The following is a 13,008-nucleotide window of genomic DNA, read 5'->3' on the forward strand; positions in this document are numbered from 1 at the left end:
CCGCTGCTCTACCCGGGGTCCCTTGTGCGGCGGTGAGGCGGGGTCGACAGGCCGCGCAGCGGGCGTTGCCAAGGATGGCAACGCCTTTTCGCACGGGCAGGATGCCCGTTCGAAAAGCCCGGCCCCGGCTCACGGACTTGCCGGACAGGAGTCCGGCAAGCGCCAAGCGGGGGGTCGTTTTCTCTTGGTTACTTCTCTTTTGGACAAGCAAAAGAGAAGTAACTCGCCCTCCGAAGGAGGACGAAAGCCTTTGCTCTGATGCACAGGGGCGAGCAAAAGCTCCGCTCAAAAACAGCAAGTGCGATGCCGGCCTTCGCCGGAATGACGAACGCGCGGGGGCGCCGTTACAAGGGGGCAGCAGGCATCGCCTCGTTCCAGCCAGAGCCGGGCGCAGGAAACGCCCCCACCCACCTCCGTACGATCACCAGAGAAACCCACCGTTCACCCCCTGATGCTGGCAGCCGCGCCGCCGATCGGCCAGACTTCGCCCCATGTCCTGCTTGCGCCCAACCCGCTGGCTGTGGTGCCTCGCGGCAATGCTGTTGCCGCTGGCGGCGGCGCGTGCCGCGGAAAATACCTGGCGCTATGACACGGTGCACAGCCAGGTTGTCTTCAGCATCAGCCACAACGGCTACTCGCGGCCGTTCGGACGGCTGCACATCGCACATGGCTGGCTGCGTTTCGATCCGCAGGACTGGAGCAGCGCCGCGACCGAGCTGGATATCGACCTGGCCGGTGTCGACATGGGCGATGCCGACTGGAACAAGGCCGTGTGCAAGTCGTCCCTGCTGGATTGCGCGCGCCGGCGCCAGGCGCATTTCGTCAGCACCGGTGTCGAGCGCAAGGATGAGCGGCACGGCGTGCTGCATGGCCAGTTGACCCTGCACGGCGTCACCCGGCCGCTGGACCTGGCGTTCACCTTCAACCGGGCGGCCAGGACGATTTACGAAACCCATGAAGTCATCGGCTTCTCGGCCACCGCGATGCTCGACCGCAACGACTACGGCATCACCGCCAACCCCAACTCGATCGGCGCCCAGGTCAGCGTGTGGCTGGAGCTGGAGGCCGTCCGTGATGACCACGCCATGCCATCCAACAAGGAGAATCCATGAGCCTGCGCAGCAACGAACGCCAATGGGGCTCGGTCGCGAAGTTCTTCCACTGGACCATCGCGCTGGCGATCCTCGGCAACGGCACGTTCGGCCTGCTGATGGACCTGGCCCACTCGCCGATGCAGAAGATCAACTGGCTGGCCCTGCACAAGTCGATCGGCCTCACCGTGCTGGCCTTGGTGCTGCTGCGCGTGCTCTGGCGCTGGCGCGACGGTCGCCCACTGGAAGAGGCGGCGCCGCGCTGGCAGCAATGGAGCGCGCGCATCGTGCACGCGCTGTTGTACCTGCTGATCGTGGCGATTCCGCTCAGCGGCTGGTGGTTCAACTCGGTCACCGGCAAGCCGCTGCAATGGTTCAAGCAGTTCAACCTGCCCGCGCTGGCGGCGAAGAACGACGAGTTGCGCCACTTCGCGCATGGCGTGCACGAGTACCTGTTCTGGTTCCTCATCCTGGTGCTGGTGGCCCACGTGGGCGCCGCGCTGAAGCATCATGTGTTCGACAATGACAACGTGCTGCGCCGGATGCTGCCATTTGGCCGTCCGACTTCCGAAGGAGACCGCTCATGAAACGACTCGCCATCCTGCTCGCCCTCGCACTGCCCTTCGCTGCCGCGGCCGCCGACTACACCGTGCAACCGGCATCGAGCACGCTCGGTTTCAGCAACACCTTCCAGGGCGAATCGTTCGACGGCAAGTTCGGACGGTGGACCGCCGCAATCAGCTACGACGCCGTGAACCTCGCCAGCTCGAAGTTCGACGTCGAGGTGGACCTGGCCAGCGCGAAGACCGGCGACAGCGATCGCGACAGCGCGCTGCCCGGCTCGGATTTCTTCGACGTGGCGAAATTTCCCAAGGCACACTTCGTCACCACCGGCTTCCGCCAGGTCGGCGGCAAGGTGATTGCCGATGGCACGCTCACCCTGCACGGCATCAGCAAACCGGTGAGCCTGGACGTGACGTTCAAGCCGCAAGGCAGCGGCGCCACGCTGGACGTGGCCGGCACGGTGAGGCGGCTGGACTTCGACGTGGGCACCGGTGACTACGCCGACACCTCGGTGATCGGCGGCGACGTGAAGGTCACCGCGCATCTGCAGCTGGCGGCGAAGTAAGCCGCCCGATGCCGAACGACAGCCTGTGGCGGCGCCTGCGCGGATGGGTCGGCAGCGGCCGTGCCGAACGGGCCACCACGCCGCCCGCGCGCGCGAACGCCGGCTCCGCCAAGGTGGCCGACAGCCTGCGCGCCCTGCTGGATGACCCGGGCATTCCGGCGTCGGTACGCAGCGAACTGGCCGCGGATTTCAGCCGCATCGAGCAGATGCTGGACAAGCTCCAGCGCGGCGAACTGCACGTGGCCGTGTTCGGCCGCGTCTCCGCGGGCAAGTCGGCGCTGGGCAATGCACTGCTGGGCCGCGAGGCGTTCACCGTGGGCGTCCTGCACGGCACCACCACCGATGCCGAGCACGCCATGCTCGACGAGGCCCAGCACGACGGCCTGGTGCTGATCGACACGCCCGGCATCAACGAACTCGACGGCGAGGCCCGCGAAAAACTCGCGTTCGAGGTGGCCGAGGTCAGCGACCTGGTGATCTTCGTCTGCGACGGCGACCTTACCCGCGAAGAACTCGATGCGCTGAAAAATCTCGCCGCGACCCAGCGCCCGCTGCTGCTCGCACTGAACAAGGCCGACCGCTACGGCCGCGACGAACTGGACGGCCTGCTCGAACACCTGCGCCTGCGCGTGGCCGGGCTGGTGCGCGCCGAAGACGTGCTGGCGGTGGCGGCCCACCCGGCCCCGCAACGCGTGGTCGAAGTCGACGCCCGCGGCCACGAACAGCAGCGCGAACAGGCGCGCACGCCGGACGTCGCCGCGCTGCGCGAGCGCCTGCTGGCGATCGCCGCCCGCGAAGGCAAGGCGCTGTCGGCGATCAACGCCGGCTTGTACGCCGGCCGGCTCACCGACCAGGTCAGCGCGCGCATCGCCGAAACCCGCAAGGCGGTGGCGGCCAAACTGATCCATCACTACTGCATCGCCAAGGGCGTCGCGGTGGCGCTGAACCCGATCCCGGTCGCGGACCTGCTGGCCGCCGCCGGGCTGGATGCGGCGATGGTGGTGCAACTGTCGCGCGTCTACGGCCTGCCGCTGACCCGAGCCGAATCCGGCCGGCTGGTCGCGGTGATTTCCGCCCAGCTGGCCGCCTTGATGGGCGCGATCTGGGGCATGCAACTGGTCGCCTCGGCCTTGAAAGGCGTCAGCGCCGGATTGTCCGTCGTGGTCACCGCCGCGGCGCAGGGCGCGCTGGGCTGGTACGCCACCGTGCTGATCGGCCGCGCCGCGGAGCGCTATCTGGTCGGCGGAAAATCCTGGGGCGAAGCGGGCGCCAAGCGCGCCGTCGCCGACATCGTGGCCAGCCTCGATCGTGATTCGATTTTGCGCGAGGCGCGCGAGGAAATCCTGAAGCGCTTGAAAAGCCGGCGCGGGTAGCCGCTTTTTTCCTCCCCCTGCTGCGCAGGGGAGGGAGCTCACTTCGCGAGGAACGTGCGCACCGCGGCCGCATCGAACGGCCAGTCCAGCTCGCGCCCGTCGCGCGTATCGCGCAGCACCGGCACGCGGGTGCCATAGCGCTGCTCCAGTTCGGCCGAATCGTCCACCCATTCGCTGTCGAACTCCGGCGCGCGCGCCTCGGCCATCACCGCCAGGGCGAGGTCGCACAAGTGACAATAATCACGCTGGTACAGGATCAGGTCGGACATGCGGCTGCGAATGGCTGGGGACGCCGCGTAGAATAACCGGTCAACCCACACCCAAGCAGCGCACTCATGGCCGTCAGCGTATTCGACTTGTTCAAGATCGGCATCGGACCCTCCTCCTCGCACACCGTGGGCCCGATGCGCGCCGCCGCGCGCTTTGCCGAGCGCTGGCTGGACGAGAAGGGCGTGCTCGACCGCGTGACCCGGGTACGCGCCGAGCTGTACGGCTCGCTGGCGATGACCGGCCGCGGCCACGGCACCGACAAGGCCGTGCTGCTGGGCTTCGAGGGCCAGCATCCGGACACCGTCGACGCCGACCAGATCCCTGCGGCGCTGGAGCGCATCCGCGGCACCGGTCGCATCCGCCTGCTCGGCAGCCACGAGATCGCGTTCGACGAGAAATCCGACCTGGTCTTCAACAAGCGCCAGAAGCTGCCGTTCCACACCAACGGCATGCGCTTCTCCGCCTACGACGCCGACGGCAACGAACTGGCCAGCCGCGACTACTACTCCGTCGGCGGCGGCTTCGTGGTCAACACCGACGAAGCGGCCGAAGACCGCATCGTGGCGGACACCACCGCCCAGCCCTACCCGTTCACCAGTGGCGACGAAATGCTGGCGCTGTGCAAGCAGCACAAGCTCACCATCGCCCAGCTGATGATGGCGAACGAGAGCGTGTGGCGCCCGGAAGCGGAAACCCGCGCCGGCCTGCTGACCATCTGGCAGGCGATGAAGGACTGCGTCGAACGCGGCCTGCGCTCACCCGGCACCCTGCCCGGCGGCCTGAAAGTGACCCGTCGCGCGCCGGCGATGCTGGAAGATCTGCGCAACCAGCCCGAGGCCGCGCTGAAAGATCCGCTGACCATCCTCGACTGGGTCAACCTCTACGCACTCGCCGTCAACGAGGAAAACGCCGCCGGTGGCCGCGTGGTCACCGCGCCCACCAACGGCGCCGCCGGCATCATCCCCGCCGTCGGCCATTACTACCTGCGCTTCTGTCCCAAGGCCGACGACGAAGGCATCATCGAATACCTGCTCACCGCCGCCGCCATCGGCATCCTGTACAAGGAAAACGCCTCGATCTCCGGCGCCGAAGTCGGCTGCCAGGGCGAAGTCGGCGTGGCCTGCTCGATGGCCGCCGGCGGTCTCACCGCCGCGCTGGGCGGCAACGTGATGCAGGTGGAGAACGCCGCCGAGATCGGCATGGAACACAACCTCGGCCTCACCTGCGACCCCATCGGCGGCCTGGTGCAGATCCCCTGCATCGAACGCAACGCGATGGGCTCGGTGAAAGCCATCAACGCCAGCCGCATGGCGCTGAAGAGCGACGGCAAACACCGCGTCTCGCTGGACAAGGTGATCAAGACCATGCGCGATACGGGGCGCGACATGAAGGACAAGTACAAGGAAACCAGCCGCGGCGGCCTCGCCGTCAACGTCATCGAGTGCTGAGCCCTCATCCGTAGGAGCCCGCTAGCTGGCGATGTTCCACGCAAAGTAGACGCCAGGAAAGGAATCCACGGCCACGCGCTACATGCGATCCCATTCATAATAACAAGGATGTTATAGTCTTGTCATGGCAGCTCGACTACTACAACGCCAGAGTGGCAGCGCAGATAGAAGCGTGGCCCACCGGTATTCGCGCCGGATTCCTGCGCGTTGTCGAACTGATGCAGGTCTATGGCCCGGATGTCGGCATGCCGCACACGAAGGCCATGGGTGCAGGCCTGTTCGAAATCCGCGCAAAAGGTCGCGAAGGCATCGGCCGAGCGTTCTACTGCACCTTGGTCGGCGAACGCATCGTGATCCTGCACGCCATCATCAAGAAGACCGACAAGACTCCCGTGCATGAACTGACCAAGGCACGTGCGCGGCAAAAAGAGGTACAGGCATGACTCGCGAACACTACAAACCGGTTCCGCTGAACGTCCCGGTCACGAAGAAACGCTGGTCGAAGGACGCCGCGTTCACCGATGCCTACAACGCGCTTGCCGATGAATTCGCCGCGCTGGGCGAACTGGTGCGCGCACGTCAACTTGCCGAAATGACCCAGGCCGACGTCGCCGCCAGCATGGGCATCGCACAGGCTTCCGTGGCGCGGCTGGAATCCAGCGCCGGCAGCCGCAAGCATGCACCCTCGATCGCCACCTTGCGCCGCTACGCCGACGCCGTCGGTTGCGAATTGCGGATCACGCTGGCACCGAAGCCCAAGGCGCTCCACCGCAACCTCACCCGCTGAGAAGCATCGCCGCCCTGCGCGCGACCTGGCCTGGCTTCAGCGCGGTTTGCCCGGCACGCCCTTTGCCAACTGCGCGTCCACATGTGTGAGTGGTCGACTCACTCGCATGAAGTGGGAGATTTGATTCCAGGATCAACCTAGTCGCTGCGCAGACCCTTGAAGGCAAGCGATTGTCCTCGCCATGGTACGTCGCAACATCGGGCGTGCATCGCACACCACCCGAATCATATGCAGGATGTGCTCGGCATCGTTTCGCGAGAGATCCCGAGGCATGAGGCGCTCTGTCCATTGTTTGACGTCCCTTGCCCATTCTTGCTCAACTGCATTGGATCCGCAGGCCATCAGACCCGCATGGAGGCGTAGTGGCAGCGGCGTAGAAGTATGTCGCGCAAGCAGATTCTTCACTGCCGTTGCAAATTCGGTGTTGCGTGAACTTGCAGCAGTCAGAGACAGGCGCAACAGCAAATACTGCGTTTGTTCTGACTCAAACGGCACGTCGGATTGATCGAGCTCCTTAACGACATTTTTCAGGAGTTCGATATGTGTCTGGGGTAGTCCACCCAGTCCAGCCAAGTGCGCCACCGTCAGCACCCTTTTCCACAATGGCAGGGCGGCGTCCTCGAGGTTTGCCACCATGGAGTCCAGGAACTCTTCTGGCAGCTGCTGAACGCCCTCAGAAGCTCCCTCCAAAGGGCCAGGCAACCCGCTGAACATGCTGATACCACACGAGAACAGGGATTCGTGATCTGGGCCAAACAGTAGCTTGCCGCTGTCGCTTTCTCCGACTTCTTCGCGCTTCGGCGCAAATGCGTTCAAGACGCGACCGACTAGTTCTTGTTTCAGCTGCTCGACTGACAACATGAAACCGCCCCACCGCGGTTCTTGCCACATGTCGGCGAGCGTTGCGTTCTGGAACTGGCCAAGCGTCTGCTCGGCCCAGGCAGCGAACTCCTCACTGGAGATGCCTGTTTCGACAATGGTACGTTCGATAAGTGCTGCGTGCGCAATGGATGCCAACCGGCGCCAATACACTGGGACGTCAGTGAACAGGCCGGACGTATTGAGTCTGCCATCGACAGCGGCGACGACCGCCACCGTGAGCCGCAATCGATGGGATTGATCGTCGACAAGACGAATGAAGTGTTCGAGCAACTCTTTGGTCAAATCTTGAAGGTCGGCAAATGCGTCGTCGCGCGTCGCAATGGCTTCGAGTAGTCCGGTCAGCGACCATAGATCGATGCTCGGCAACAAGGACTCCGCCAGCTTCCGCAGGCAGGACGACGAAAGACCTGCGATGGTATCTACCGGGGTAAGCCAGGCGTGGGAGGAGCAGACGAGGTCGAAGCCGATCTGTTCGAGGTCGCTGGTCGCCGGCAGCGATCGGACGGAATGGGAGAAAGTTTCCAGTGACCCATGCCCCGACCAAGGCGGGACCAGTCGCTCGTAGTACCGGCGCCTCAGCGGAATCAGTACCGCACGCTTAGTGCTGCCCTGCTCTATGGAGTCTCGAAACCTTTCAACAAAAGCGCTGGGCGTATCATTGAGATCGAGTTCGATGCGCGGGAAGTGGAAGGGATTGACGGGGCCAGCGTGTACCTTCTCGGCCCAGTCCGATACATCACCGGACTCAAGGCGCACTAGGCCAAGCAGTTCAGCGAAATATGCGTCCCGTACTTGAGTATCGCCGGACACCAGTGGCGCATAGCGCACAATAAAATGCTTTGCGGCTACCGGATGGCGGCAAACAACCTCACTCCCCTCGGCAATCGACAGGTTCCACACCTGCCCATCGACGTCATCGACCGTAACTTCATTGCGTTGGGAATAGAGCCGTCTCACCGCGTCATACAGCGTCTGAGTGTCGAAACTCGGCCTTCCCTCGATATGGACGGTGACTCGCGTCGCCCGGTTGAGGCCAAGCCTCCCGAGGAAATCGTCGTTGTCCAAGACCCGTTCTCGTACGGATGGCGGCAAACCGCTGACCATGTCCTTGGCAAGCAACGCGATAGTGGCTTCGCGATCAACGTACTCCACATCCTTTTCCTCGATGATGGAGTCGATTCGTCCCAGGTGGTAGATCACGTTTTCACACAGGACATCGAACACTTGGGGGCGATCGTTTTTCATTCCCTTCAAGTAACGATCTTCCAGCCAACCGTTATAGGCTTTCCGCCTCGACTTCGGCACGGACAGCATCAGGAATCGCGCCAGTGTCATCGCATCCAGCGTGACGAACCTAGATTCATTCCATTCACCTGGCAAGCGCGCGGAAAATCCTTCGAGACGGCTTAGTTCGACCAGCCAAGCGGACTTGGCCGCAGATTCCGCGTCATCCCGGGAGCGCTCCCATATCGCTACAACCGCTTCGTTTACTTGCTGTCCATGATTGGACAGCCAAGGCGCCTCGTCGGGTGTCACGACGACTTCCGCAACCTGGGCCAGTTGATGGCTCTCACGTATTGCACGGGCGGCGGCCGATTCAACCAACACTCCTTCTCGCATGACGGAGGCATCCAGCGCCGCGATGAGCTCCTCGGAGGTAACGGGAATGAACTGATATCCTGCCTGCCGTAGTCGGATCCGGGCGCGCTGCCACTCCCGGGTGTCGATGCTTCTGGCATCGAGCAGCCAATCCAGTACCTCCAAGGTCGATTTGCAAGCTACATTCTTATTCTGGCTGTCGGCGATCAGTGGATGTCGATTCGCCGCACGATCATCCACGACGATGGCTTCCAGACCTTCTTCGTGCTCCAGCAATTGCGGGAGAAGGAAACGCGGCGCGTCATCGTCTCCCAGTTCCCGGCCCACCTCCCGATCAGGGCGACGAAGGCTGCGCACTATCTTGCGGGACTGGCCTTCATGGACGAATTTTCTGACCACGTCGATAGACTTGGCTACGGTTTGGCTGGTCGAATCGGATTGATCGAGTTCAGATGCCTCGGCCTGCGTGTCAGGATGCACAAAGAGCCGATACCCGGCCCTGACCAGTGACGGCCAGAGATCGAGCCACTGGATGTACGCGACGCTGACGTCGTCGAGATAAAGGGTCGCGCCAACAGGAATTTCGCTATCGTGCGACCAACCCTCATCGTTTCGCTCGAGATACGATTCGCCACGCTCATAGGCCAGTTCGTCGATCGCCCCGTGCATCTTGAGGCTTCGAAGCAGCCCGATGGCACTGCGAAACAGGGCAGCATGCTCGCCAAGATTGGCATTCTGCGACGCCAACGAGCCGGGGCGGTGTAGTGGCGCCGGCCGAATGATGTAAGCCGTACGATCCGCCTGTGCGTCTTCTTGTGCCGCATGGACGAATTGCGCCAAGTCCTGCCCTATTTCCGACGCCAGCGCGTTTGCGAACGGGCCATCTGCTGCGGTGACCTGTACCTCTCGGCGTGCAATAGCGCTCAATAGGCGCTGGGCGTCGTAAATACGGCTGGGCTGGTGGAATTGGATCTCGTTCTGTTCATTGAACAGCCATGGTCCCGTGGAATGAGGTAGGTATATGCGCGGGAAGACATTAAGCAGCCGCGGCAAAAGTTCCAGATACGCGAGCGTCAGGAGCGCCGTCTGATCGAGCGCGATAATCTGGGGCCGAGGAGCAGCAAATGGGCGCGCCAAGCCAAAAAAAGCGCTGATCACGGCACGGAAACGTGGCTCACGCGCCAGGCGGTTCGCCTCCGCTTGACCCAGCATGAGTGTGGAAAGAGGTCGCCGGACTTGCTGTGCCGCCAGCGCAAGGAACATCTTTGCATCGACGACGCCACTCCACAATTCATCCGAGCGCTTGCGCTGCTCCGGAATCATCTCGATCAACTCAGACAGCGAACCTTGACGTACTGGGCCATCAGGGCCCGACAGATCTACAGCGGATCGAAACCAGTCCGCAACGATGGTCTCGTTGTCCCAGCGACCACGCATGGCGACCACATAGCAGCCAAACAAAATATTGGGATCGCCGGGACTGGCCGACGCGGCGGCTGTCGCCAAGCGCTTGGCGATGGGGACTCGATTGAACGCGGTAGCCAATTGCGCGAATCGGAGTTGATCTTCTGCAGAGAGCGATGCATTGGCCTGTGCCTGCTCTAGTAGTAGTCCCACTTGGTCCCAATCGCAGGAGTACAAGGCCAGTTGCAGCGCCATTTCACTGGAGCGCTCGGCCGGTTCTGGGGCCTTCTCGGCCAGAGCCCGTGCATCCTCCCACCTTCCTCGTCGGAAGACCGCATCGAAATACATCCCGGAAAGCATCTGTGACTGCTCGACCAGTGTCGGATTCGTATCGAGAAAGTCGAGGATCTGGTCCCACTGGTTTTGCTTGGCCAGCAATCGGAGCCACTCTTCGGCATGGTCGTGGTTTCGCGTTTGCTTGAACAGCGACCCCGCCAGTTCAGTCGCCTCTTCCAGTTTCTTGGCACGCACCAACGCCCGAATCAGATTGTGCATGGAACCGGGGGAGCCATCTGCAGCGGCCGCGGCACGGAGGCTCGCCAATGATGCGTCGTCATCTACGGGCCCAATTTCCAACTGCAACTGGGTCCGAACAAAATCGGGCAAATCGGAGGCCTTCCCGAGTGCACCTGCCGCTTCTTCCAACCGCTCGGACTGGATCAGTCCTTGGATCTCGCAATGCTGGAGAAATGGCACCGAGAAATACGGCTTGAACTGGTCGTGAAGGGAAGGCCAGAGATCGATCCATTCCTTCGCGTTGCTCGACAACAACAATGCCAGCCGCGCCCTGGCGTCCTCATAATTCAGACTACCGTACAGCTTCCCGCGCCTATCGAGTTCCTGGACTAGCCCGGATCGGTCGATCTGAACGCCCGCCAGGATAGCCAAGGGAATCCACCGCATGTCGTGATCGGAGCTGTCCCATAGTTGAGCCACCTCCGTGGCCGCAGCGCTTTGGCTTACCCGGTCGCGCAGCCGCAGCCACAACCCGTACTCGTGAGCCGTTGTTGCGATCTTGTTCATTCCAAGCTCGTTGGCACGGCCCTGGAACTGAGCAAACAATTTAGCCGCTCTGCGGCGCGCTTTGAGTCCATTCGGGTCGTCGACCAACGGCATTTCGTCGGCAATCGGCGGGCCATTCAGCACGATCCAACGTATAGATTCCGGGACGCCATACGCCAAGGCCACGTGCGCTCCAGCCCATAACAACGCCGGGAATGCCGACGGTGCTTCCTCTGGCATCTCTTCCCACCATGCCAGCGCCTCTTGCCACCGGCTGCGCTGAAGATGATCCCAGAGGATCAGAAAACTTCCATCGGCATCGAAGTCCGATGGTGTGAGCGCACCTTCGGTTACCCAAGGCCATCCGTCGCCCCCCTCGCCCTTTCTGGCGATGGCATACCGAATGGTCATGGATGTCCCGCCGCGTTCGTCCTGGATGCTCCGCAGGGCGTCGCTCGAATTCTCCTTGGCTTGGATCAGGGCGGATATCAGCGTGACATGTTGCTGTGGCGCCAGCGACTGCGCTTCTTCGAGCATGGAGCGCGCAGCGCCCGTATCATCTTCCGCGAGCACCCTCGCGGCCCAACTTAACGCCAGTGCCCTCAACTCCTTGCTCGCGATCTGGTTCTTTCCACCGTTCCTGACATCGCCTGCTAGTTGCTTCGCCGTATCCTGCGGCAACGCTTCTGGAAAGAAGCGCGTAACGCGCAACGCCTGCAGTCGACGCTCGGTGTCATTGTTGATCGCCTCGATCGGCGGATTCCTCGCGATCACCGAATCCCTGACAAGTTGGTCATACACCTCGATGGGGAGAACCTTGTTGGTCAGGGTCGTCAGCAGGTCGCGCAGTTGGCCATACGTCAGCCGGCGGTGCTCGGATTCAGGTTCCATCGACGCGCGTTGGACTGCGACAATGACCGCAGGCAAAAATCGCCTGTTTTCGGCCCAAGTGCCGCCGATCTCTTGCTGGACGATCGCTGCCAGTCCTTCCGCCAGCGCATGTTCGAGCGGCGCAGAGGATGGCGCGTTCGCCGCCCAGGTGACCTTGCAAATCAAACCGTCGACAACATCCTTGGACGCTCTCTGCGCCAAGAATTCCGACAAATGTCCACCTGCTGGGGCGAGGGCTTCTAGAACCGATATTAGTGGGCCCGAATCACCGCCCTCCCGAACCGTTTGCCAATATTCCAGTGCCGCCTGGCCGTTGACTTGATGGGCGGGTGACTTCTCCTTCCCGATGGCAGCCGTGGTCCTGTAAACAAATGAAAAATCGACCCCGGGATTTCGGGCAACAATATCAAGGACGCGCTCCAGGTACGTGATGGCACTGGCCAGCGTCAGGTTCGCGGAAACGTGGCGAATTTGTTCCACATTGACCGTGGCCCCGTCGTCGACGGCGAAATCCTCCAGATCCTCTACCCTCAGGACTTCGCCCGGCTGGAGCCTGATCCACGCCAAAGCCGTGACGACATCCTGATAGTAATACCCGCGCTTGCTGGCAACCGCATCGGTTCCAGGAACCCCTTGCAGTTCGATCGACCGACTATTGTTCACGTCCGACTCCAAGAGGTTTCGTTGATCAGGCGGCTATCGCCATCCCTATTTAATCTGGGCTTTGAATGACACGACAACACCTCGCCTTTGTAGCTCCATGAAGGCGTGACCGATCACGCCCTTCTTAAGTTTCGCCTTTAACACTCAGGTATTTTGAACACTCGTCACGCCACTGCATTTTTCGATTATGCAGATAGAATTCAACCGAAAATGAGTTGCCCAGTCTATCGCGACGGCTTTGCGTCCATTTTGGGTCGACAGCAGCCTATTCGGCTCGGCTTGCCTAGCGTTCCTTAATCTCACGAAGAATAGCGCCGCCACAGGCGGGGCCCGTTGCTTTTGCCGTGGCTCTTCTGAAAAGTGCGGGCCACGATGGCCCGCTGCTCTACCCGGGGCCCCTCTGCAGCGG

The 13,008-nt window shown here is 62.3% G+C and carries 9 protein-coding genes; 7 read left to right on the forward strand and 2 right to left on the reverse strand.

Going from position 1 to position 13,008, the window contains the following annotated elements; translation table 11 throughout:
• Positions 1-491 precede the first annotated feature (491 nt).
• The 4 genes from ASD82_RS00460 to ASD82_RS00475 are packed head-to-tail and all read left to right on the forward strand — an operon-like array spanning position 492 to position 3,593.
• Positions 492-1,112: a YceI family protein gene (locus ASD82_RS00460; protein WP_056713853.1), complete on the forward strand. Its 621-nt coding sequence runs from the start codon at positions 492-494 to the stop codon at positions 1,110-1,112.
• On the forward strand, positions 1,109-1,678 hold the full coding sequence (locus ASD82_RS00465; protein ID WP_056713855.1) for a cytochrome b: 570 nt from the start codon (positions 1,109-1,111) through the stop codon (positions 1,676-1,678). Before ASD82_RS00460 ends, ASD82_RS00465 begins: the two co-directional genes overlap by 4 nt.
• Positions 1,675-2,220, forward strand: a complete 546-nt coding sequence (locus ASD82_RS00470; protein WP_056713858.1) for a YceI family protein — start codon at positions 1,675-1,677, stop codon at positions 2,218-2,220. Before ASD82_RS00465 ends, ASD82_RS00470 begins: the two co-directional genes overlap by 4 nt.
• A gap of 8 nt (positions 2,221-2,228) precedes the next feature.
• Positions 2,229-3,593: a GTP-binding protein gene (locus ASD82_RS00475; RefSeq protein WP_056713861.1), complete on the forward strand. Its 1,365-nt coding sequence runs from the start codon at positions 2,229-2,231 to the stop codon at positions 3,591-3,593.
• A gap of 38 nt (positions 3,594-3,631) precedes the next feature.
• Here ASD82_RS00475 and ASD82_RS00480 read toward each other — a convergent pair whose 3' ends face one another.
• Entirely contained in the window at positions 3,632-3,862 is a 231-nt protein-coding gene (locus ASD82_RS00480) for a glutaredoxin family protein (protein ID WP_056713862.1), read from the reverse strand.
• Between the two features lie 66 nt (positions 3,863-3,928).
• Here ASD82_RS00480 and ASD82_RS00485 point away from each other — a divergent pair, with 66 nt between their 5' ends.
• From ASD82_RS00485 to ASD82_RS00495, 3 genes are all read left to right on the forward strand, one after another.
• The gene (locus ASD82_RS00485; RefSeq protein WP_007807684.1) at positions 3,929-5,311 is read left to right on the forward strand and encodes an L-serine ammonia-lyase; all 1,383 of its coding nucleotides are present in this window, start codon (positions 3,929-3,931) and stop codon (positions 5,309-5,311) included.
• A gap of 119 nt (positions 5,312-5,430) precedes the next feature.
• Positions 5,431-5,754 carry a type II toxin-antitoxin system RelE/ParE family toxin gene (locus ASD82_RS00490; RefSeq protein WP_056713864.1) on the forward strand — a complete coding sequence of 108 codons (324 nt, stop codon included), beginning with the start codon at positions 5,431-5,433 and terminating at the stop codon, positions 5,752-5,754.
• Positions 5,751-6,098, forward strand: coding sequence for a helix-turn-helix transcriptional regulator (locus ASD82_RS00495; RefSeq protein ID WP_056713866.1), 348 nt, complete (start codon positions 5,751-5,753; stop codon positions 6,096-6,098). Before ASD82_RS00490 ends, ASD82_RS00495 begins: the two co-directional genes overlap by 4 nt.
• Positions 6,099-6,230: 132 nt before the next feature.
• Here the strand turns inward: ASD82_RS00495 and ASD82_RS00500 are convergent, their stop codons facing one another.
• Positions 6,231-12,599 carry a hypothetical protein gene (locus ASD82_RS00500; RefSeq protein WP_157599141.1) on the reverse strand — a complete coding sequence of 2,123 codons (6,369 nt, stop codon included), beginning with the start codon at positions 12,597-12,599 and terminating at the stop codon, positions 6,231-6,233.
• Positions 12,600-13,008: the final 409 nt, after the last annotated feature.

Origin of the sequence: Rhodanobacter sp. Root179, assembly GCF_001428465.1 — a bacterium.
In the GTDB taxonomy this organism is placed as follows: domain Bacteria; phylum Pseudomonadota; class Gammaproteobacteria; order Xanthomonadales; family Rhodanobacteraceae; genus Rhodanobacter.

What these genes read in the sequence shown, in the direction of transcription:
- ASD82_RS00465 (WP_056713855.1), top strand. Translation starts at nt 1,109, where the DNA reads ATGAGCCTGCGCAGCAACGAACGCCAATGGGGCTCGGTCGCGAAGTTC.
- ASD82_RS00485 (WP_007807684.1), top strand. Translation starts at nt 3,929, where the DNA reads ATGGCCGTCAGCGTATTCGACTTGTTCAAGATCGGCATCGGACCCTCC.
- ASD82_RS00475 (WP_056713861.1), top strand. Translation starts at nt 2,229, where the DNA reads ATGCCGAACGACAGCCTGTGGCGGCGCCTGCGCGGATGGGTCGGCAGC.
- ASD82_RS00460 (WP_056713853.1), top strand. Translation starts at nt 492, where the DNA reads ATGTCCTGCTTGCGCCCAACCCGCTGGCTGTGGTGCCTCGCGGCAATG.
- ASD82_RS00480 (WP_056713862.1), bottom strand. Translation starts at nt 3,862, where the DNA reads ATGTCCGACCTGATCCTGTACCAGCGTGATTATTGTCACTTGTGCGAC.
- ASD82_RS00470 (WP_056713858.1), top strand. Translation starts at nt 1,675, where the DNA reads ATGAAACGACTCGCCATCCTGCTCGCCCTCGCACTGCCCTTCGCTGCC.
- ASD82_RS00495 (WP_056713866.1), top strand. Translation starts at nt 5,751, where the DNA reads ATGACTCGCGAACACTACAAACCGGTTCCGCTGAACGTCCCGGTCACG.